At 61.0% G+C, this 20,965-nt stretch carries 13 protein-coding genes; 9 read left to right on the top strand and 4 right to left on the bottom strand.

Going from position 1 to position 20,965, the window contains the following annotated elements:
- Positions 1–149: 149 nt before the first annotated feature.
- The gene (locus ACRQHG_RS06750) at positions 150–956 is read right to left on the bottom strand and encodes a carboxymuconolactone decarboxylase family protein (protein WP_435719843.1); all 807 of its coding nucleotides are present in this window, start codon (positions 954–956) and stop codon (positions 150–152) included.
- Between the two features lie 133 nt (positions 957–1,089).
- Positions 1,090–4,155 (bottom strand): choice-of-anchor M domain-containing protein, encoded by a 3,066-nt coding sequence (locus tag ACRQHG_RS06745; RefSeq protein ID WP_435719842.1) that lies wholly within the window; start codon positions 4,153–4,155, stop codon positions 1,090–1,092.
- Between the two features lie 124 nt (positions 4,156–4,279).
- Here ACRQHG_RS06745 and ACRQHG_RS06740 point away from each other — a divergent pair, with 124 nt between their 5' ends.
- The 9 genes from ACRQHG_RS06740 to ACRQHG_RS06700 all read left to right on the top strand — a co-directional run bounded on the left by ACRQHG_RS06740 (position 4,280) and on the right by ACRQHG_RS06700 (position 20,104).
- Complete coding sequence (locus ACRQHG_RS06740; protein WP_435719841.1) at positions 4,280–6,115, top strand: choice-of-anchor M domain-containing protein; 1,836 nt, start codon at positions 4,280–4,282, stop codon at positions 6,113–6,115.
- Positions 6,116–6,208: 93 nt separating this feature from the next.
- Positions 6,209–6,763, top strand: a complete 555-nt coding sequence (locus tag ACRQHG_RS06735) for an NADPH-dependent FMN reductase (RefSeq protein WP_306471156.1) — start codon at positions 6,209–6,211, stop codon at positions 6,761–6,763.
- A 221-nt stretch (positions 6,764–6,984) separates the two neighbouring features.
- Entirely contained in the window at positions 6,985–8,007 is a 1,023-nt protein-coding gene (nrdF, locus tag ACRQHG_RS06730) for a class 1b ribonucleoside-diphosphate reductase subunit beta (protein ID WP_320753568.1), read from the top strand.
- A 721-nt stretch (positions 8,008–8,728) separates the two neighbouring features.
- The gene (locus ACRQHG_RS06725; protein ID WP_435719840.1) at positions 8,729–14,014 is read left to right on the top strand and encodes a Rib/alpha-like domain-containing protein; all 5,286 of its coding nucleotides are present in this window, start codon (positions 8,729–8,731) and stop codon (positions 14,012–14,014) included.
- A 271-nt stretch (positions 14,015–14,285) separates the two neighbouring features.
- On the top strand, positions 14,286–15,131 hold the full coding sequence (locus ACRQHG_RS06720) for a Fic family protein (protein WP_435719839.1): 846 nt from the start codon (positions 14,286–14,288) through the stop codon (positions 15,129–15,131).
- A gap of 173 nt (positions 15,132–15,304) precedes the next feature.
- A complete protein-coding gene (locus tag ACRQHG_RS06715) occupies positions 15,305–15,985 on the top strand; it encodes a TetR family transcriptional regulator (protein WP_435719838.1) in 681 nt (226 codons plus the stop codon).
- A 12-nt stretch (positions 15,986–15,997) separates the two neighbouring features.
- A complete protein-coding gene (locus ACRQHG_RS06710; RefSeq protein WP_435719837.1) occupies positions 15,998–17,821 on the top strand; it encodes an ABC transporter ATP-binding protein in 1,824 nt (607 codons plus the stop codon).
- On the top strand, positions 17,815–19,548 hold the full coding sequence (locus tag ACRQHG_RS06705; protein WP_435719836.1) for an ABC transporter ATP-binding protein: 1,734 nt from the start codon (positions 17,815–17,817) through the stop codon (positions 19,546–19,548). The genes ACRQHG_RS06710 and ACRQHG_RS06705 overlap by 7 nt, the downstream gene beginning before the upstream one ends.
- A 190-nt stretch (positions 19,549–19,738) precedes the next feature.
- On the top strand, positions 19,739–20,104 hold the full coding sequence (locus tag ACRQHG_RS06700) for an SdpI family protein (RefSeq protein ID WP_435719835.1): 366 nt from the start codon (positions 19,739–19,741) through the stop codon (positions 20,102–20,104).
- A 32-nt stretch (positions 20,105–20,136) separates the two neighbouring features.
- On the opposite strand, the gene ACRQHG_RS06695 is transcribed toward ACRQHG_RS06700, so the two are convergent.
- Both ACRQHG_RS06695 and ACRQHG_RS06690 read right to left on the bottom strand, forming a co-directional pair.
- Positions 20,137–20,694 carry a hypothetical protein gene (locus tag ACRQHG_RS06695; protein ID WP_435719834.1) on the bottom strand — a complete coding sequence of 186 codons (558 nt, stop codon included), beginning with the start codon at positions 20,692–20,694 and terminating at the stop codon, positions 20,137–20,139.
- Entirely contained in the window at positions 20,679–20,918 is a 240-nt protein-coding gene (locus ACRQHG_RS06690; protein ID WP_435719833.1) for a hypothetical protein, read from the bottom strand. The genes ACRQHG_RS06695 and ACRQHG_RS06690 overlap by 16 nt, the downstream gene beginning before the upstream one ends.
- Between the last annotated feature and the right edge of the window lie 47 nt (positions 20,919–20,965).

The following is a 20,965-nucleotide window of genomic DNA, read 5'->3' as shown; positions in this document are numbered from 1 at the left end:
AATATAGCGTGATGTGGGTTACATGCAAGTGCTTAGGTGTGTTTGTTATTTGAAATAAGTCGTTCTGAAGAGAAATCCACTATGTGATTTGTTTAGACCGAACGGGAGTCTGCTCTAAATCCGCGTGCCGATTCTGTTCTAGGGGCCAGCTAGTTGTGCCATGTTAGCTGCGCATATTCCGCATCGCTCACCGGCTCGAGCCATTCGTTGGAGGTATCCGTTCCGGGAACTTCCACGGCGAGGTGGGAGAACCAGCTATCGGGCGCGGCCCCGTGCCAGTGTTTGGTGCCCGCCGGCACATTGATCACATCCCCGGGCAGCATTTCTTCCACCGGCTGGCCCCATGCCTGGTGGAATCCTCGGCCGGCCACGCAGATAAGGATCTGGCCGCCGCCGCTGGAAGCGTGGTGGATATGCCAGTTATTGCGGCAGCTTGGCTCGAACGTCACGTTGTACATGGGAACCTGGCTGGTGGAAACCGGCGCAAGGTAGCTCTGCCCGATAAAGTACTGGGCGAAACCGTCATTGGGGGTACCGATAGGGAAGAGGCATTCGCGCGCGTGGCGTTCCTTGGCGCTCAGTGCATCCGTGCCAGGATTGGAGCCAGCGCTACCATCCGCACCCGCAGTCTCAACGTTCCACACATCCTTCGCCAAATTGAAAACTGCCCACGCCTTCGGCCAACCCACGTACATGGCCGCATGTGTGATGATCGCGGCGATCTCCTCCCGGGTCACCCCGTGATTCTTGGCGTTTTCCAAGTGGTACCGCAGCGAAGAATCTGTGATCCCGGAGGCCATGAGAGCCACTACCGTGACCACGCACTTCATTTTGAGAGATAGCGCGGGTTGATTCCATACCCGCCCAAAAAGAACATCGTCATTGAGCTCGGCAAAAAGCGGGGTAAAATCTCCCAGCTGGTCACGGCCCGCGGTTTGGGTAATCTTCTCACTCACCTGAGATCATCTCCTTCACGTATGGCCGACGCCTTTGCCCAGCCAAAAAACAGACTACACCCCGGCGCATCCGGTCTCGGGTGCGCCGGGGTGTAGGGGCGGGCCTTAGTGGCCCGGTCCGTTCATAGGTGCGTTACTTGCGCCGGTGGCGTTCCAGGGCGACGCCGCCGCCCAGGCACAGGGCACACAAAGCGATGACGCCCATGATCTTTGCCAGGGTGCTCAGCTTAATGCTCCGATCCCAGCCGCTTGCCGAAGCGTCCGCATTTGCGCCGGCGGCCACCTGGTTGCCCTGGCTCGCCGCGCCATTGGGCATGCCAACGAAGGCGGAACCGGAGGGTGTGCCAGCACCGGGCGTGGCACTCGCCGACGGAGTAGCGGAGGGGGCAGCTGCCTTCCCGGCCGCCGGCCCACCGGCCTTCGCCGGAGTGGGGGAGAGGGGGCGCGGTGCCCCGCCGCCACCGGCCTGCGGCGTGCCAACCACCCGGTTACCCGTGAGGGTGGCGCCGCCACCGGGGCTGAGTGGTGCGTTGCCGCTCGGCGGTAGCACCTTCGCCCCGGGATTCTCCGGAAGCGGAGCGGGCGCGGGCGGCCCGGCCGGAGTTAGCGGCTTATTCCCGGAATTATTTCCCATGCCGGGGGTACCCGGCTGCGGATTCGGTTTGGGTGTGGTAACTCCTCCCGGGGTTCCAGGTGCGGCTGACGGTTGCGGCGCGGGAGCGGCGCCCGGCGTGGGCGCACCACCCGGATTGCCGGTGCCGCCCTGGTTGCCACCAGGATTACCTCCGGGGTTTCCTCCTGGATCTGGCGTGCCGCCAGGATTTCCACCGCCCGGATTGCCACCGGGATTCCCGCCCGGATTCGGATTCGCGGAGGGATCGCCGGGGATGCTCACGGTGCCCTGCTCGTAGCCGGCGATCGTCTCATCCCCAACCAAGAAAACTAGGCGGCCCGCCCGGTTGGCCCCGCCCGCGCCGGAAGCTTCCGGCGCGGCTGCGGCGTCGTCGTACCACACCCGCAACACGTACACGCCCGGCTGCGTGAAGGCCCAACCGGCGTGCTGGTGCGTGGGGTCGGGCAGGTCAAGGGCGGTGCGCGAGGCGTCGAAGAGCCGATCCACGTTCCCGAAACCGCTCAGCGCGTAGGCGTGATACTGCGCGCCCGCCGGAATCGACTCCGGCTCCACGTGGAAACGCGTGGGTTTGCGGTAGCTTTCCGTGGACCACCCGGGCCAAATATGCGAACGATCCCAGTTCTGGGGCAGCTGGTAGAGCCGCTCGCCCTCCGCGCCGAGGAAATCAAAAGCCGCGCCCTTCGCCCGCGGGGACTTCGCCGAATCGGGCACCGCCAGCGCCACCGTGCTCACATCGCGCTGCACCGAGGTGGTAGCGTGCTCGAGGGTGTCGTCCTTGAGAGTGACGCCCGGGCCTCCTTCGCCTGGCACCGCCTGCAGATCCACGTGGCCGCGCCGCAAAATGGTGCGCGACGGGGCGGGCTTTGGCGCGGGAGCTGGTGCGGGAGCGCTAGGCGACACGGAAGGCGTGGGCGCCGGCGCGGGCGGATTCGGCCCCGGGTTCGGGTTCGGTCCAGGATTCGGGCCGGGATTCGGCCCTGGACCCGGCGCCGGTTCAGGCTGCGGCCCGGGGGCCGGCTGGGTGCCGGTACCAATAGCGGGAGCCGCGGCGAGCCGCCCAGAATAGCTCTGCGGGGCGCTCAAATCCATGGTGCCGAAACGCACGTCGGCGGCCGCGCTCATATTCACTTCCGGATGCGGGTCGATGCTGAGCTTGAGATGGTAGCCCTCGCACCAGGAATCGCCCTGGGTCACGGTGGCCACGCCGCGCGAATCCGTCACCATATTCACTTCGCAATCCGGGTACTTATCCTCCGGTTTCGCGTAGTAACCGCCGTGCACGTACGCACGCACCTTCGGATCCGCGAAAGCAACCGAGGTGGTCACGTTTCCGGTGGCTGTCTTTTCCGTGCGCACCGTGTAATCGAAGGACGACGGCGTATACTCCCCGCCTGCCATAGCCGGCGCCGGGTCCTGCGAATGGGGCTCGGGCAGCTGCGCGGCGCTCTCCGAGGTGCTGGCCTCGGCCTCCCCGAAGGTGTAGGAGACCGGGGCGGAAATCCAGCGGGCCCCGGTGGTGGCCTGAGTACCGGGAGCCGAATTGGCTGCGCCGTCGGCCTTGGGCGCGCCGGCCGCGCCCTGCGTTCCCGGGGTGGCGGGCACGAAAACCGCCTGGAAATTCGAGGCGCCCGAGCCAATCATCTCCGCCCAGCGCGCCTTCCCCTTCTCCACCGGGACCTCGGCCAGGAAGTAACCATCCAGGAAGAACTGCACCTTCCCCGCCACCGTTTCCGAACCGGCATCGAAACGCAGTTCGGTGAGCTGGTCATCCGCGTCATGCTCGCGGCCCTCGTACGGGGCGAGGGAGAAACGGTAGCCGGAGGTATCCCCGGTAGGTGCGGCGTTGAACGCGGTAGCCAGATCGGGGCCCGCCTCCTTGGCGGGGCGGGTGCCGCCCACCTGCCATACAAAGGGAATCTCCTGCGAGGCGATAATCTTGCCGTCCACCCCGCGCGCGATGGCGCGGTAGGTCAGGGTGTAGCGTCCCGGCTTGGTGAAAGCGGTCTCGTTGTGGGTGTGGCTGCCGGGCACCAGGTAGGAGACCCGCCGCCCCGTCTCGTGGCTGGAGAACAGCGGGAGGTAGAGGTCCATATTGGTCATGAACGCTTCCATGCGCCCCGGGCCGTCGAATTTGGTCAGCTCCAGCGCGAAGGTGCCGTTGCGGAATTGCTCCACCGGAATGGCGGCATCCGCACCGAAACCGGCCCAGATGGGGAAGGGGCCGCTGGGCATGCCCGGCGCGGAATACCAGCGCTCGGCGACCTTGCGCAGATGCCCGTAAGCCTCGTTATCCGGGGGTAGGAAAATGTACTGCTGCCCGCCCTGATTCGAGCCGGAGCGCGCGTAGCCGCGCCCCACCCAATTGACGGTCTTCTCCAGCGGATACAGCTCGTCATAGGCTTCGTTCTTCAGCACGAACGTACCGTTTTCCCAAAAAACCTTGGGGGCATCAACGTGCGCCGTCGTTGTGACAATCTTTCCGTCATCCGGGGCGGCCGCGGCGGCCGGAGCTATCCCGGCGGTGAGTGCGGCGGCGGCCAGGGCCGCGAGGAGGCGTCGTGCCATTCTGTCTCTTTCCGTTTCGGTGTGCGGCGGTCCGCGTGAGAGACAACCGCATCACCCCTTATTGATAATCATTATTGTTATCAAATAGGCTAGGTGGCGCAAGTACCGCAAGGAAAGGAAAGTCATGACAGCACTCACACGGCGTGCTGCGGCGGGGCTGGCGGGCGCGATGGCGGCGCTCCTGGCCGGGTGGGGAGCGTTCCTTCCTGCCGCCCAAGCCGCACCGGTGCCGGCAGCACCCGCGGGGGCGGGAGCCGGGCAGCCCACCGTTCTCACCTCCGGGCATATGGACCTCTTCAACATCACCGCAGGGGCGGATGGCGCCATCTCCCTCAATCTCAAAGAAGACGCCACCGGCACCGGGGTGGAGCGCGCCCCTGAAGAAACCGTGATCGGGGTAGTCGAGCGAACTTTCACTAGCAAATCTGCCGATGTTCCGCAGCTGGGTACACCCGGCTTTCTGCTCGACCAGGTGCAGCAGCCCGGAATTGTGTGGCCCGGCTGGGATTCCGGGGCTGCGCGCCGGCTCGGCGGCACCGCGGCACGTTTCGTGGTGGAGCAACTCGAAGGTCCCGGCAAGGTCTTCCTGTGGGAAACGAATTTCGCCACCCTCAACCCGATTTTGCGCGATGCCGCCGGCGCCCCGAGCTTCCAGATGGGACCGGGCAGCGTGATCGCCCAGCCTGAACCCGCGCACCAGCACGCTAATTGGCTCTTCTCCGCGCCCGGCACCTACCGCATGACGGTGCGCGCCGAAGTGGATACCCCCGGCGGCACCCTCACCGCGCCCGCCCGCACCTACACCTGGGCGGTGGGCGACGCCGCGATTGCGGCCGCGCAGGGGCACGATAACGGTGGTTCCGGTAGCGGTTCCGATAATGGCTCCGGTAATGGGAACGACGGCGCCGCTGGCGTGCCGGGCGATACCGCTACCCCGGGCGGCGGATCTACCCCGGGAGCTGGTAATGGGGGAAGTGGCGCCAACGGCGGGAACGGTGCTAATGGCGCTAATGGCGCTAATGGTGGGAACGGCGGGGCCAACGGTGCGCCCGGCACCCCGGCGCCGAACGGCGGCGCTACGCAGGCACCATCGGGCCAGGCACCCGCGGCTCAGGCGCCCCAAGCCCCGGCCGGCCAGGCGCCCCAAGCACCCGCCGCGCCGGTGTGCATCCCCACCCCGGTGGAGCGCGCAGCGAGCGGCGGTGCCAGCGGCTCGCATACGATCCCGGCCAATACCCATGTGCACCCCAATTGGGTCTTCACCCAGCCGGGCACCTACACGGTGGGCCTGGCCCTCAACGCCACCGCCACGGACGGCACCCGCCTGTCCACTACCACCACCCTCACCTTCAACGTCGGAGGAAGTGGCACCGCCAATAGCGGCCACTATGATCTGGGCGCGGTGGTGGATGGCGGGCAGCTGCGCGCCGCCGTCAAAGACGATAATTCCGGGCAGTGGCTCGACCCGGCTTCCCTGAGTTTCGGGCTGGGGGAGGCCGCGGCCACCACCGCCCCGGCCGGCATCGATTTTGTGGCGAGCGCCGGCGAGCGCATCTACATGATTTCCTCCAGCCAGGTTTCCGGAGTGCCGTGGCTCGGCGCGAATACCCAGCATCCCAGCTTCCGCGAAGCAACCACCGGCGAGCTCACCCTGAGCGTCACGAGCGTGTCCGGCCCCGGCAAGATGGCCGTTTTCGAATCGGGTACCTTCGGGCAGCTGGTCGGTCAGCAGTGGTTCGGTTCGAGCGGCGGCGGCACCGAAACGGTGTGGGAAGGCCGCACCGCCGATGGGCAGCCCTGCGAACTTTCCGCCGAACAAATCGCCCAGCTGGAACGCGAAGGCAAGAAGCTCGGCAATAACCTCGCCCATTCCGGCTCCGAGGTGATCGACCCGCTCTCGGTCACTCTGGCCCTCCTCTGCGTTGGCGGGGTGGTGCTGTACACCCGCAAGCGGGCCTAGCCTATGATGGTGGCAGCGTCCGCTTCGGCGCCTGTGGCGGCGGCCGGGCGCGGCACACCCAGTCAATATACGAGTGAAAAGCGCGGGATACTTATGAAGATTTCAATTCTGGTGGGTAGTTTGCGGCGCGGTTCCTACGCGCGCAAAATCGCGAGCGAAGTGGCCGGCTATTTCCCCGAAGGGTACGAGGTGGAGATTGTGGAGATCGGTCACCTGCCGCTTTACAACTTCGATTACGACGACGCAGCTGTGACGGACGTACCCCTGCCGGAAAGCTACACCAGCTTCCGGGAAACCATTAAGGCCAGCGATGGCATCCTCTTCGTCACGCCGGAAAATAACCGCACCGTGCCGGCCTGCCTGAAGAACGCCGTGGATATCGGCTCCAAGCCCAATAGCGATGTGGCCTGGAAGAACAAGCCGGCCGGCATTATCAGCCATTCGGTGGGGCGCATGGGTGGCTACAGCTCGCAGAAGAACCTGCGCCTGGCGCTTTCCTACTTCGATATGCCCATGCCCGGGCAGCCCGAAGTATTCCTGGGCCGCTCCCCGGAACTCTTCGACGAATCCGGCAAGCTCAAGGCCGATACCGCGGACTTCGTGCGCGGCTATATTGACCGCTTCGTGGCCCTGGTCGAGAAGAAGTAAATCTCGCTCATCGCGTAGTGCACCCCCGAGTTGGCTCCGGCCGGCTCAGGGGTGCTTTTTCGTGGCTCGGGCGCTCGGCGGGAAAGGAGTGGCGTCGTCGTTATGACATACACCACTGCGGCGAGCCTTAAGTCCTAGGCGCCCACAATGCGACACTATATCTAGTGGTCTTAATTGAAGTGACCACAATATCTAGTGTTTTGATGAAAATTGGAGAAGTCATGAGCGCACCTGATGGACGGCATTACACCCTGCGTTCCTTTATGCCGCCGCAGTACATCCAGCATCCCGAGGGGCCTTTCCGGCCGATCAACTGGAATTACGTCCCGGAGGAGAAGGACTTGGAGGTGTGGCGCCGGCTCACCGCGAATTTCTGGCTGCCGGAAAAGGTGCCGCTCTCCAATGATCTGCCTTCCTGGCAGCGCATGAGCGAGGTGGAGCAGACCCTCGTGATGCGGGTCTTCACCGGTCTGACCCTGCTCGATACCGTGCAGGCCAGCATCGGCGAAATTAGCCAGATTCAGGACGCGCATACTGAACACGAGCAGGCCGTCTACGCCAATATTGCCTTCATGCAGGCCGTGCACGCGCGCTCGTATTCCTCGATTTTCTCCACCCTGGCTTCGAGCGCCCAGATTGAGGAAGCCTACACCTGGGCCGTGGATAATCCGCTGCTCCAGCAGCGAGCCAAGGCGGTGCTGGAACACTACGTGGGCGAGGACCCCCTCAAGCGCAAGGTTTCCTCCACCCTGCTGTCCTCGCTGCTGCTCTACGCCGGGTTCTTCCTGCCCCTCTACCTGTCCTGCCGCGGCAAGCTCATGAATACCGCGGATCTTATCCGCCTCATCCTGCGCGATAAGGCGGTGCACGGGTACTACTCCGGGTACAAGTACCAGCGTGGTCTGGAAGAATGCAGCGAAGCGCGGCGCGCGGAAATGGAAGAATTCACCTACGGGCTGCTCGAGAAGCTCTACCAGATGGAACTCGAGTACTCCGGTGAACTCTACGAACCCGTGGGATTGATGGACGACGTCGCAATTTTCGTCCGCTACAACGCTAATAAGGCGCTCATGAACCTTGGCTACCAGGCGCGCTTCAGTGGCGAAGAAACACGGGTGAGCCCGGAGATCCTCACCGCGCTCTCCCCGGCCGCCGATGAAAACCACGATTTCTTCTCCGGTTCGGGCTCCTCCTACATTATTGGGGAATCGGAAGATACCACCGATGACGATTGGGATTTCTAAGCGAGGTCGCGGCACATAGTTAATAAGAGCGAGGGGCTAGCTCAAAGGTCCCGGGTGGGAGGTGGGGGAGGGTGGGTGGAGCTGGGCTCGGGTGAGGTTTGCGGCACTATCTCGGCCATTGAAAAGTGAGATAAATGCTACAGTTTTCTGGAGAATCGTGCCAGGTCGGACGGCTAAACCTCATAAACATGCATATGGTCGAGCTCGAGAATTTTAGCGACGCAATTCGGCGGGGGGGGGGGGGTTTTCCAGAGAATTCGCCGGGACTTTGGTACCAGCGCTACATTTTTGGCGAAAAATCCCCGCAAATGGGTTTCTGGGAAAAGCATGACTATTCACGTTGTTTATTGCGGGTGGAAACGTACAGAAGGGGAGTGGGTTGCAATTTTGGTTTGGAGCACTTCTCCGAGCTAACTGTGAATAAAAGTTCATAAAAAGCCCGAAAACTCGCCAGTTGTATCACATTGGTTCTTAATCGATTCTGGATCGGGCCAGCTATTTCTGTGTGTGAACTCCAGGTGAACAAGCTTCTGAATGGCTGTGATTGTGCGAATTTATTCACCAGATAATTCAATATTCGCACTGTGGTAGGTTGTGGAACTGTTTAGGCGATATGTCTAGTTACTTAACGCGGTGGAGAATCTCACGCGATCTTTCCCCGTGTTTATTTGGGTAGCGGCAGGTGAACCTAAATGTCCAATTACCTACTCATGGAGAAAAGATGTCCCTACATTCGGAGTCGACCCCGTCGACGCCCGGCGTTTTCACTCCGCCTGCGTCTCGAAAGGAGGGGCAGAGCTTCCGTAAGAAGCTGTGGGCTGGTCTCACCGCCGCTACGCTCATGACGGGCTTCGTCTCTGGTGTTGCTTATGCCGCACCTGAGTCGCAGCCGAACGCTCCGGCCCCGGCTTCTGCGCCAGAGTGTCCGACCTACGTTGGTGATACCGCCACTGAGGCCGGGAAAGAAACGCCCGGAGAAGCACAGCCTACGATCCCGCTTAAGCGAGATAACGCTATTGAAGCCGACGCTATCAAGAATCGCTGGGTGAAGAACACGACCGATGCTTCGAACGCGAAGAGCACCCTAAGTGGTCGCGCTTACTACGCTGGTATCGGCACCCCCGCAACCGCCTCTAATGGTGCTACCCCGGTTCCGGACGGAACCAAGGTGTACCTCCAGTGGCGTGATAAAGATGGTGCCGCCTCTCCCCTGTACGTCACCACGGTCAAGCAGCTCGAGGAGAGTGACGGTAGCCAGGTCGGTCCGGGTGCCTACGCTTTCGATTTGCGCCAACCCTGGGTTGATAATGCTGGCAAGAGCCATGTATACGTCGCTGAAGGCGACCAGCAGTACCGGCTCTGGATTCCTAGCTTCACTAACGAAGCTGGAAATGACGTCACAATGATGCGTCAGGCCGGTGGATTCTTCCCGGGTTCCTTCGTGGGAACCTCGACCCACTCTAATCTGGGCCAGTTCCCGTTGCTGAGCACGAATATGCAGCGCACTGCTGTGTTCATGTACACCAAGCCTGGTGACTACACCACCCGCCCGGCTGGTGAATGGATTCGTGACACCGAAGGCCCGCTCCAAAGCCCCGCGGTTGACACCACGGTGACGGACACGGTATCCGGCCAGCTCTGGTTTGAGAGCGGTGCAGGTGATTATGCCAATTCCGCCACCGGTCCGAATCTCAACGGAACTAAAGACCCGGTCGCTCCCGGTTACACCGTGGTGCTCTCGAAGCTCACCGCGGAAGGGAAAACTGCGGTTACCGCGGCGAAGAAGAGTGCTCAGACTTTCAATGCCCAGGAAAAGGCAGTCAAGGATGTTCTTACCGAGCATCCGGAATATATCGCTTATACCTACACGGCAACCACGAATAACGAGGGCCGGTACACGATTCGCCTACCGAAGAACGCGATGACGGTTGCGGACGATCTGTACATGTTCGTCAAGGACCCGCAGGGACGCGTCGTACCTAACTACTCGGCGTTTATTCGCCCGATGTTCAACGGTGCGGATGCAAATAAGTCATGGACTCCGCAGGCCGTTCCCGCACTCAATCCGGGTTGGCGTAACTGGTATAACGTCAACTTCGCGCTTGTGTTGGCGGTGGATGTGGAGCTGGATATCACCAACTTCGATACTGGTGATAACTTCGCACTCCCGGGCCAGACCGCGGAGCTCAAGCTTACCGGCAAGGAGCTCTCTCCGCTTCCTAACCGAATCGAGTGGACCGATTCTAAGGGAAAGAAGGTGCAGGTAACCGAGGGAATTACCAAGTTAAGCGACGCCAAGAAGGCGAATCTCAAGGTTCCCGCGGATGTGAAGGACGGCGAGATCTACACGGCTACTTTGTACGCCGGCGATAACGCAGTTTCCTCTGATTCCTTTATCGTGCGTGCGCTGCCCATCAAGTACGACGCCGTCCAGGTGAAGAAGACCCAAACCGAGAAGAGCAAGGCTCCCTATGCGACGCTGAGCGCTGATGTCAAGGGCTTCACCAAGATCGGCGATAAGAAGTACAACCTGCCTCAGGATGCTACTTTCACCCTCGGGGAAGGCGCCAAGAAGTGGGCGAGCGTCGACAAGGCCACTGGCCTGGTGACCGTCAAGCCCGGCGCGGATGTCGCCCCTTGCGATTATCGGATTCCAGTTGAGGTAACGATCAACGATCCGCTTAATCCGGAAAAGAAGCTCAAGCTCAAGACCTGGGTTCCTGTCAAGGTCCTTCCGGTCATTTCCGATGACTACGACCCGAATTACAAGCAGGACAATACGGTAGAGGCCGGTAAGACCCTTGAAGTCCCGGCTCCGACCTTCGATAAAACGAAGACGCCGGAGAAGGAAACCGATCCCGCTCCGACGGAGAAGGGCAAGAAGACCACCTTCAAGCTCGGCGACAACTCCCCGATTACCGCCACGGTTAACCCCGAAACCGGCGCCATTACGGTGACTCCGGCCGCGGGTACCGCCGCTGGCCCCTACGAGGTTCCCGTTGTTGTCACCTACCCGGATGGCAGCACCGATACCGTCAAGGTTCCGGTCACTGTGACCGTCCCGGCTCCGGTGGATACCGATAATGACGGTGTGAACGACGACGCAGACCAGTGCCCCACCATCGCCGGCCCGGCTTCCAATAATGGTTGCCCGGCGTGGAACAACGGCGAGGGCAAGCCCGGCACGGATGTGACGCTCACGAAGGACCCGAAGAACGGCCCGATCCCGAGCACCGCGACCTGCGAGGCCGGCAATGGTGCCACGTGCACCATCGGCACCGATGGCAACGTCGTCGTCAAGATTCCGGAAGGCACCGCCCCCGGCACCGAAATTCCGGTGACCATCAAGAACGAGGGCAAGACCCTCCACACACCCAAGGTGACGGTTACGGCCCCGGATCCGGTTCCGAACCCCGATACCGATAATGACGGTGTGAACGACGACGCAGACAAGTGCCCCACCATCGCCGGCCCGGCCACCAATAACGGGTGCCCGGCCTGGAGTGATGGCGAGGGTAAGCCCGGCGCGGACGTGACCCTGGCGAAGGATCCCGCTAACGGCGATATCCCGAGCACCGCGACCTGCGTGGCGGGTAACGGTGCTACCTGCACCATCGGCACGGACGGCAATATCACCGTGAAGGTTCCGGACGGCGCGACCCCCGGTACCGAGATCCCGGTGACCGTCAAGAACGACGGCAAGGACCTGGACACCTCCAAGGTGACCGTGCTTGCTCCGAATAACCCGGCCTGGAATGACACGACCACCAAGCCGAGCGAGCCGGCGCAGCTGCCTAACGCGGGTGGCCCGGTTCCGGATGGTTCCACCGTTGAGGTGACCGGTCCGGGTACCGCCAAGCTCAACCAGGACGGCTCGATCACGGTCACTCCGAACGCGAATGCGAAGGATAAGGACCAGATCGTCGTCAAGGTCAAGGATCCCAACGGTAAGGACCTGGATACGGCGACCGTGACTATTGCCGATCCCGATCCCGATAAGGACGGGGTCTCCGGGGATGCCGATCAGTGCCCGACCATCGCAGGGCCGGCTTCCAATAATGGTTGCCCGGCGTGGAACGACGGCGAAGGTAAGCCCGGCACCGATGTGACGCTCACGAAGGATCCGGCCAATGGCCCGATCCCGGCTTCGGCCACCTGTGAAGCAACCGGTGGTGCCACGTGCACCATTGGCGGGGATGGCAACGTCGTCGTCAAGGTTCCGGAGGGTGCAACCCCCGGTACCGAGATTGCGGTGACCATCAAGGACGGTGACAAGGTCCTCGACAAGTCCAAAGTGACCGTCACGGCGCCCGCTCCGGTTCCGAACCCGGACGGCGATAACGACGGCGTGCCTGATGCTCAGGATCAGTGCCCGACCATCGCAGGGCCGGCTTCTAATAACGGTTGCCCGGCGTGGAACGACGGCGAAGGTAAGCCCGGCGCGGACGTGACGCTCACGAAGGATCCGGCGAACGGCCCGATTCCGGCTTCGGCTACGTGTGAAGCGACCGGCGGTGCTACCTGCACCATCGGTGCGGATGGCAATGTTGTGGTCAAGGTGCCCGCCGGCGCCAAGGACAAGTCCGAGATCACCGTGACCATCAAGGATGGCGATAAGGTCCTCGACACCTCCAAGGTGACCGTCAAGGACCCGGATACTGACGGCGATGGCCTGACCGATTCCGAAGAGGAAAAGATCGGTACTGACCCGACCAACCCGGATACTGACGGTGATGGCATCAACGACGGTGACGAAGTCAATGGCACCAAGAACCCGTTCAAGGACGATAAGTTCAATAAGGACGGCAAGCCTGGTAACACTGACCCGCTCAACCCCGACTCGGATGGTGACGGGGTCAATGACGGCGACGAGGTGACTGGTAAGAACAATGGTGGCAAGCCGACTAACCCGAACAAGGTCGACACCGATGGTGACGGCGTGACCGACGCTGACGAAATCAAGGACGGCACGGACCCGAATAACGCTGACACCGATGGTGACGGCGTGAACGATGGGGACGAGAAGAAGGACGGGACCGATCCGAAGAATCCCGATACTGACGGTGATGGTGTGTCTGATGGTCGTGAAAAGGACCTGGGCACCGACCCGAAGAACCCGGATACCGATGGGGATGGCCTGACCGATGGTGAGGAAGCTGGTACGGATATCGACGAGAACGGTAAGCCTGCTCGTAATGAGGATGGCACCCCGAAGGTCGATGACTCCAAGGCCACCAAGACCGACCCGAAGAACCCGGATACCGATGGTGACGGTCTCACTGATGGTGATGAGGTGAATGGCACTAAGAACCCGTTCCAGGACGATAAGTTCAATAAGGACGGTAAGCCCGGTAACACTGACCCGCTCAACCCGGATACCGATGGTGATGGTCTCACTGATGGTGATGAGGTGACGGGCGTGAAGAACGGTGGCAAGCCGACTAACCCGAATAAGGCCGATACCGATGGTGACGGCGTCAATGATGGCGACGAAATCAAGAATGGTACCGACCCGAATAAGGGCGACACCGATGGTGATGGCCTGACCGATGGTGAAGAAAAGGTGATCGGTACTGATCCGAAGAACCCGGACACCGACGGTGATGGCATCAATGACGGTGATGAGGTGAATGGCACCAAGAATCCGTTCAAGGACGATAAGTTCAATAAGGACGGCAAGCCTGGTAACACTGACCCGCTCAACCCCGACACCGATGGTGATGGTCTCACTGATGGTGATGAGGTGACGGGCGCGAAGAATGGTGGCAAGCCGACTAACCCGAATAAGGCCGACACGGATGGTGACGGTATTAACGATGGTGACGAGATTAAGAACGGCACCGACCCGTTGAACCCGAACGATCCGGGTAAGGCTGCGCCGAAGACTAAGAAGGTCAAGAAGGCCAAGGGCCTGACCGCGACCGGTGCCGATGTGGCATCGCTGGCTGTCTTCGCTCTGCTGGCTGCCGGTGCGGGTAGCGTGGCCATTCGCCGCCGCAAGAAGTAACGCAATGTTGCTGAGGTAGCCGAAAGCTACCCAACCAGCCGCGCGGCTGCGGAAGTTGCCAGAGGGTGACGGAAGCAGCCGCATGGCTAACGCAAGGGGCCGCTCCTGAATTATCAGGGGCGGCTCCTTTGCATGTGGGGCGTCGACAGGATGGTGACTTGCAAAGCTTTGACCTGCGGCTTTCCCTTTGCGTGCGCGGCGCGTAGCCCTGCTATGCAGTTTCTCGGCGTGTGGATGGGTGGCGGGCATGACGCTTGGATAGCATCGGGAGATGAGCGGTTACGAACCACCACTGCGCATAACACCTGCCTGCGAGGCGCTGGTCGGGCAGGTCTGCAATCTTGTCGACAAGCTGAAACGCCCGGGGAACGATGGGAAATTCTGGCTGGATTCTTTGGGAGAGCTTGGGCGGCGTGAGAACCGCATTCGCGCAATCCACGCCACCCTCGCCATTGAGGGGAATTCTTTGCCGCTCGATTCTGTTCGGGCCATTCTTGGTGGCGACCACGCCGTTGAGGGGACTGCTGAGGTTCTCGAGGTGCACAACGCCGGCTGTGCATATGACCTGCTCCCTGAACTCGATCCGATATCAGCGCGCGATGTGCTGCGTGCGCACGGAACCATGATGAGAGGGCTGGTGCCGGAGAATGGACGATTCCGCTCTGGCGGTGTGGGCGTCTTTGCGGGGAATGTGGTTGTGCACGCGGCTCCGCCGGCGGATCTGGTCCCGCAGCATATTTCAGATTTGCTCAGGTGGTACCAAGAGTCGAACTTGCACCCGCTTATGAAAAGCGCGGTCTTCCATTACGAATTTGAATTCATCCACCCTTTCGCTGACGGCAACGGACGCATGGGCCGGCTTTGGCATTCCCTGCTCCTTCGGCAATGGAAGGAGCTCTTCTTCTGGCTTCCCGTGGAAGAATTCATCTGGTCACGCCAGCAGGATTATTACCGAGCTTTCGTGGTATCGGGTAAAGACGGCGAAAGCTCAAGCTTCGTGGAGCTCATGCTGGAGGTAATCCGTGATTCTTTAGCCGAAGTCGATGTACTTGGTCGGTCGACCGACCAAGATACCGACCAAGATACCGACCAAGATACCGACCAAGATAACGTCTAAGTTACCGACCAAATTACCGGCCACGATCCGTCGTAGACAGCGGCTAAGGTATTGGCCAAGGAGCCAACCTGGGCTAACGCCGGGTCCTATACCCCGAAAATATAACCTCTTGCCGCACTGTCTCGGGCGGGCTATCCTTATCGCATAACAGTGTTATGTGAGGTGGGGTTGCGATGGTGGCACGTGGAAATGGCTCAACGCAGGAACGGATCCTTGCCGCGGCTTTGCGGAATTTTTCCGAGCACGGCTATGAAGCGGCCAGCTTGCGCGTGATTGCCAAAGAAGCCAATGTCACCACCGGTGCCCTCTATACCCACTTTGACAATAAACAAGCCTTGTTTGCGGCCCTTGTGGAGCCCTGTTGCCAGGAATTACGCCAGCGGCACCGCGAAGGAATTATGCGCGGTCTGGCCCTCACGGAAAAATCGCTCGCCGAAAAGCCACTTCCCGAAAAGGCGCACGTGGAAGAACCGGGGCAGGGTGGTAGCCGTTCAGGTGAGGATCTCGGTAGCAGTATCACAGACTGGATGATCGATTACGTCTATGACCACCTCACCGTATTTCAGCTAGTTCTGTGGGGATCCGCGGGTACTCCCTATCAGAGCTTCGTAGCTGACCTAGCCGAATATGAAGCCCGCCTATATATCGAGCTTGGCCCGGAAGATGCGGTCTGGCCAGCGTTCGCGCAGGTCATGTGTGAAACCGGCTGGTACGGCTTCTTCGGTACCCTCAGGCAAGGCCTCAACCGTGAGAACGCCAAAAAATACCTGGGCTTACTTCAGAACTTCCGGGAAGCCGGATGGCGGAGTCTCCTGGAAGATCGGGTGCCTTCCGGCACGCATGCGCTCGGGTAGAAAGAAGATCCCATGTCTCACCATCAAGGGAATAACACAGAGCGCACCCGCGAAGCGAGTACCTGGCAGCTGGTCGCACCCGTGCGCACATCAATGCTGGTCTCCTTCATTATTGCTGGGATTGGATCCGGTGCTTCGGTCATTCCGTATATCGCATTAGTTGGCCTGGCTGATGACTGGTTCGGCGGCCGCGGCACGGCACGTATCTGGTGGTGGTTGGGGCTCACCCTGGTGGGCTTGTTGGTACATCACATCTGTTACAACTGGGCAGTTGGCATCACCCATATCAGCGAAGCAGGGCTGCGGCACCGCCTGCGCCGTCGTATCATCACGCACTTAGGCGCTCTGCCTTTGGGGCACGTGCGGCGGCTGGGGCCTGGTGAAATCCGCAAAATCGTGGTTGATGACACCAGTGCCATCCACACTCTGGTTGCCCATGCCAGCGCCGAACTCGCCAGCGCGCTTGTGGCACCGCTGGTAGGCGGCATTTACCTGTGCGTGCTCGACTGGCGGCTCGCGCTCCTCCTGGGCGGAGTATTTATTGTTGCCGTTGGCCTGGCCATGGGGATTGCTTTCCGTGGCGGGGATCAAGCCGTTAAAGATTACGACGTTGCCCAACGGAAACTCGCGGACGCAACCGTGGAGCTCGTCGATGGCATAAAAGAAATCAAAAACTACCAACTCCCCGCCACCGGAGTCGGCGGGCGCTTCACCGCGGCGCGGGAAGAAAACTCCGATGCCTCCTTCCGCTGGCTGGCCGGGGCCGGTAAAGGAATCGCGGTGGTATCCGCATTGAGCCAGCCGGGCGTGATCCTCGCGTGGAGCGCCCCGCTCATCTGCTGGTTCGTGTGGAGCGGCTGGATCACACCCGCGAGCAGCCTGGCGTTCTTCACTATTTGGCTCGGGCTACCCGCGGGCCTGGGGCAACTCATCACGCTCACCCAGAACCTGCAAGGCTCGCTGCGGGCCGGGGAAGATACAGCAGCGCTGCTGGCCGAAAAACCGCAGGAAGTAGGGGATTACCAGGTTCCTGCTCCGGTTGGGGGCGCTACGGATTCGGTCACTAAGGATGCGGCCGTTACAGATTCGGCCGCCCCGTCGGCTTCCGCTCCGGAACTATGTTTCCAGAATGTGTCCTTCGGTTATGCTCCGGGCCGCCCGGTCCTGCACGATATTAGTTTCACCCTCCCACCCGGAACTCTGACCGCCGTGGTCGGGCCCTCGGGAGCTGGGAAAACGACTATCGGCGCGCTCGCGGCACGTTTTTGGGATCCGGAAAGCGGCTGCATTACCCTCGGTGGGCACGACCTGCGCGAATACAGCCGTGCGGGGCTTTACAGCCAAGTGGGCACAGTATTTCAAGATGTGTCCCTAGCCTCGGTGAGCGTGCGGGATAACCTCCTGCTCGGCAACCGGGAGGCTACCGATGCACAGATACAGGAAGCGGCGGCCCGCGCGCATATCGCCGAACGGATCGCTGCGCTCCCGGCCGGATATGACACGATCCTGGGGGAGGCCGCTGTGCTTTCCGGTGGTGAAGCGCAGCGCTTGAGTATCGCCCGCACGCTGCTTGCGGATCCGCCGCTCCTCATATTGGACGAAGCAAGCGCGCACCAAGATACCCATACTGCGCAGGCGCTGCACCAGGTCATCGCGGCACGGCGCGGGCGTAGCTCCACCTTGGTGATCGCCCACCGGCTAAGCGGACTCGCGCAAGCCGACCAGATTCTGGTAATTGCGGGCGGGCGGATCGTACAATCCGGCCGCCACGAAGAACTCGCGTCCACCGCAGGCCTGTACCGCGACATGCTGAAAGAGCAGGGAATCCCATGCTGAAAATGCTCACGGCGATGCGCACCGTGCTACATGTGCGCCAAATAAAAATCTTGATAGGGGCCTACACCGCGGCCGCGGTGGCCCAGGGCATCACCTTAGCGATGCTCATCGGGTTCCTGCGGGCATTACTCGCTGAGGGAGGCGTTGGCGTTTCCGGTGGTGCTGGAGCAGGCGGCGGGCAGCTATCCTCCTGGCTCATTGCGATATGCATCAGCGGCGCCATCACATTTTTCCTCTACGTGGTCACGATGAGCTGGTCCTACCGGGTGAGCGTGTACGCGATCTGTGACGAGCTCATGAAGAAAATCGGCGCGGCGGTAGTACGCCTCCCGGTCGGGTGGTTCACCCCGTCCCGTCGAACCGCGGTCATAAATGCCACGTCGAAAGACGTTAACACCCTCTCCCACCTGGCTTCCCTGGTCTTCCCTGCGGTGATCTCAGGGGTGGTGGTTCCCTTCGTTATGGCGGTGGTGGTCACGGTGGTCGAATGGCGCCTCGGGGTGGTCCTCGCGGTGACCAGTATCGGATTGTGGTTCATCTGGGGATGGATGCACCGAGCAGTGCGCGAAGCTCAAGCCAGCGAAGCCCGGCTCTCACGCCGGGTAGCCGGGCGGATTATCGAATTCGCGAAACTCCAGCAAGTCCTGCGCGGCAGCGGGCAAACCCAATGGCAGCCCCTGGATGAGGCGCTCGCGGCCGAGTCCACCGGAATCCTGCGGACGCTGCGCAGTCAAAGCCGCCCGGCCTCCGCGTTCCTCCTGCTAGTCGAGCTGGCTTTCGCCGTATGCCTGGGCTGGGGCGGAGCTCTGGTGGTTGGTGGCGGCCTGGACTTCCTGAGCTTCTTGGCCATCGCCGTCGTTCTCACCCGTATTAATCTGCCGCTCTCGCAATCAGTTTTATACTCCACTGCGCTCACGGATTCCATGCAGGCCCTCGAGCGGGTGCGCGAAATTATCGCGGCCGCCGAGGAACAGCCCGATATCTCGACTGTCACCGCGCCCGCGAACACGGATTCTGGCGCGCTCGCGCCCGTTAACGCGGGGTCGGATGGATCTTCGAACACGGATTCTGGCGCGCTTGCGGATAGCACCATCGAGTTTTCCGGGGTGACCTTCGGCTACGATCCGCGCTACCCCGTGCTGCGTGACCTCAACTTGAAAGCCCCGGCAGGTAAAGTGACCGCTTTGGTTGGCCCCTCCGGGGTAGGGAAAACGACCGCATTGGCTTTGGTCGCCGGCTTTTGGCAGCCACAGGGCGGAACCATCACGCTCGGTGGGCGTGATATTCGCGAATGCCAGCCCATGCGCCACATCGCAATGGTGTTCCAGGACGTCTACCTCTTCAGCGGGTCCATCCGAGAAAACCTGACGCTGGCCAAGCCGGATGCCACGGAGGAAGAAATCCTCGCCGCGGTAAGCCAGGCCGGGCTGGATCCGGTTATCGAGCGGCTGCCCGCCGGCCTGGACACCCAGGTGGGTCCAGGTGGAAATGCGCTCTCCGGTGGGGAGAAACAACGCGTTGCCATCGCCCGAGCTTTCCTCAAGGACAGCCCAATCCTCCTTCTCGACGAAATCACCTCCGCGCTGGACAGCATCACCGAGGCAGTCATCGGTGAAGCGATACGGCGCCTCGTCGCAGGCCGTACTGTGCTCATGGTCGCCCACCGCCCCTCCACAATTGCGTGGGCAGACCAGGTCATCGATTTTTCGCAGCTCATGGCACGCTGAACTTGGACGTTTTTGGCAGCGCAGCATGCCCAGGGGCAACCTGGCGGGATTTCCGACAGGTTCTATCGGTTACGAATTTGATGTGGGTACTGGTACGACGACGCTACCACTCAGTAAACTGGCACCTGGAAAAACACCGTTCACCGAGAAGATCACCACCAGCAACGAAGCTGGAAGATGGGAGAGGCCAATGACCTGGCAGATCGCGGTAGTGATAGTGGTGACCTTATGGGGCTCTGCGCTGGTTAGTGGCTGGCTTGCCTACGCCTCGCGCAAAAAGACCCTCAAGCTTAACGAACTCATCGGGTACCGCACCGAAATCATCATGACGAACCAGGAAACGTGGCAGGAAGCGCACGCCGCAGCCTGGCCGTGGATCGCCGCTGCCACGGCATGCCTGGTCCTCAGCGGTTTCGCGGTATTCCTCCCGGTTTCCGATGGGGTGCTCGCTGCGATCATCATCCTCAGCATGGTGGTGCTGCTCGCCTGCGTATTTGCCGGTGCACGCCGTGCCCAGAAGGTTGCAAAACACATTCTTTGCGAGCAAGAGCGGTGACCGGGCCGGATAATCGGCTTCGGTCGCTTTCCCTAGGGTGAGAAATGAGTGATCGCTTCGCGTGCAGCACTAATTGTCTTGTACATCGGGAAGGTGGAAGCCTGGCTGCTGTGGAGTGAGGTGAAACCATACTCGCGCTGGTAGTAATTGGCGACGGATTTTACCTGTGTTTGCAGGATGATATACCGTACGCCGATAATCTCGCTTACCGCTGCAGCCTTGGAAAATACGTGTGCCATGAGCAAGGGGCCCAGCGAGCTTTTTCCTGCATAATCTGCGTGGAGAGCGAATTTACCTAGCAGTAAAGCAGGGTGATGATTGTAAGCCGCCAACAGGCTGCCGTTCTCGGGGAAATGATATCGATCTCGCTTCAAGATGCTCGTAGTAGGGACGTTTGTGCTGGTAAGCGCGAAATATCCGAGTGGCTCGCTCGAGTTCTCTTGGCAAAGTACCCATACCACGCAGGTATCCTCTTCCTGGAGTTTGCGGGCTTTGTCGCGGAGCCACCTTCCGAGCGAGTCGTTGTCTTTTCCTGTAATGAAAGAATCGAGGAAAATATCTTCGTTCAGGCGAGTCAGATGGAAAGACATCCCAAATCCCGAAGTTTCTCAAAAAACGAAGCCGGCGTTGGGGTTTCTTCGAAGGGGAAAGGATCATAGATGATCTTGCGATCCGGTAGCGCAAAATCAGGACTCTTTCTCGTGACGAAGTAATCGATAATCTCGAAGCTTGACAGCGCCGCGCGCTTTGCTCCATCTGGGCGAGACTGCCATGCCTCAATCCAGAGTGTGTCAAGTTGTTTGTGTGTGAGCATTGTTTATAAATACTTATTAAACCGGTCAGGGTAGGCCACGGACATCT

Source organism: Actinotignum vesiculae (assembly GCF_051267215.1).
Classification (GTDB): domain Bacteria; phylum Actinomycetota; class Actinomycetes; order Actinomycetales; family Actinomycetaceae; genus Actinotignum; species Actinotignum schaalii.
This window is presented reverse-complemented; position numbering and strand designations above follow the sequence as displayed.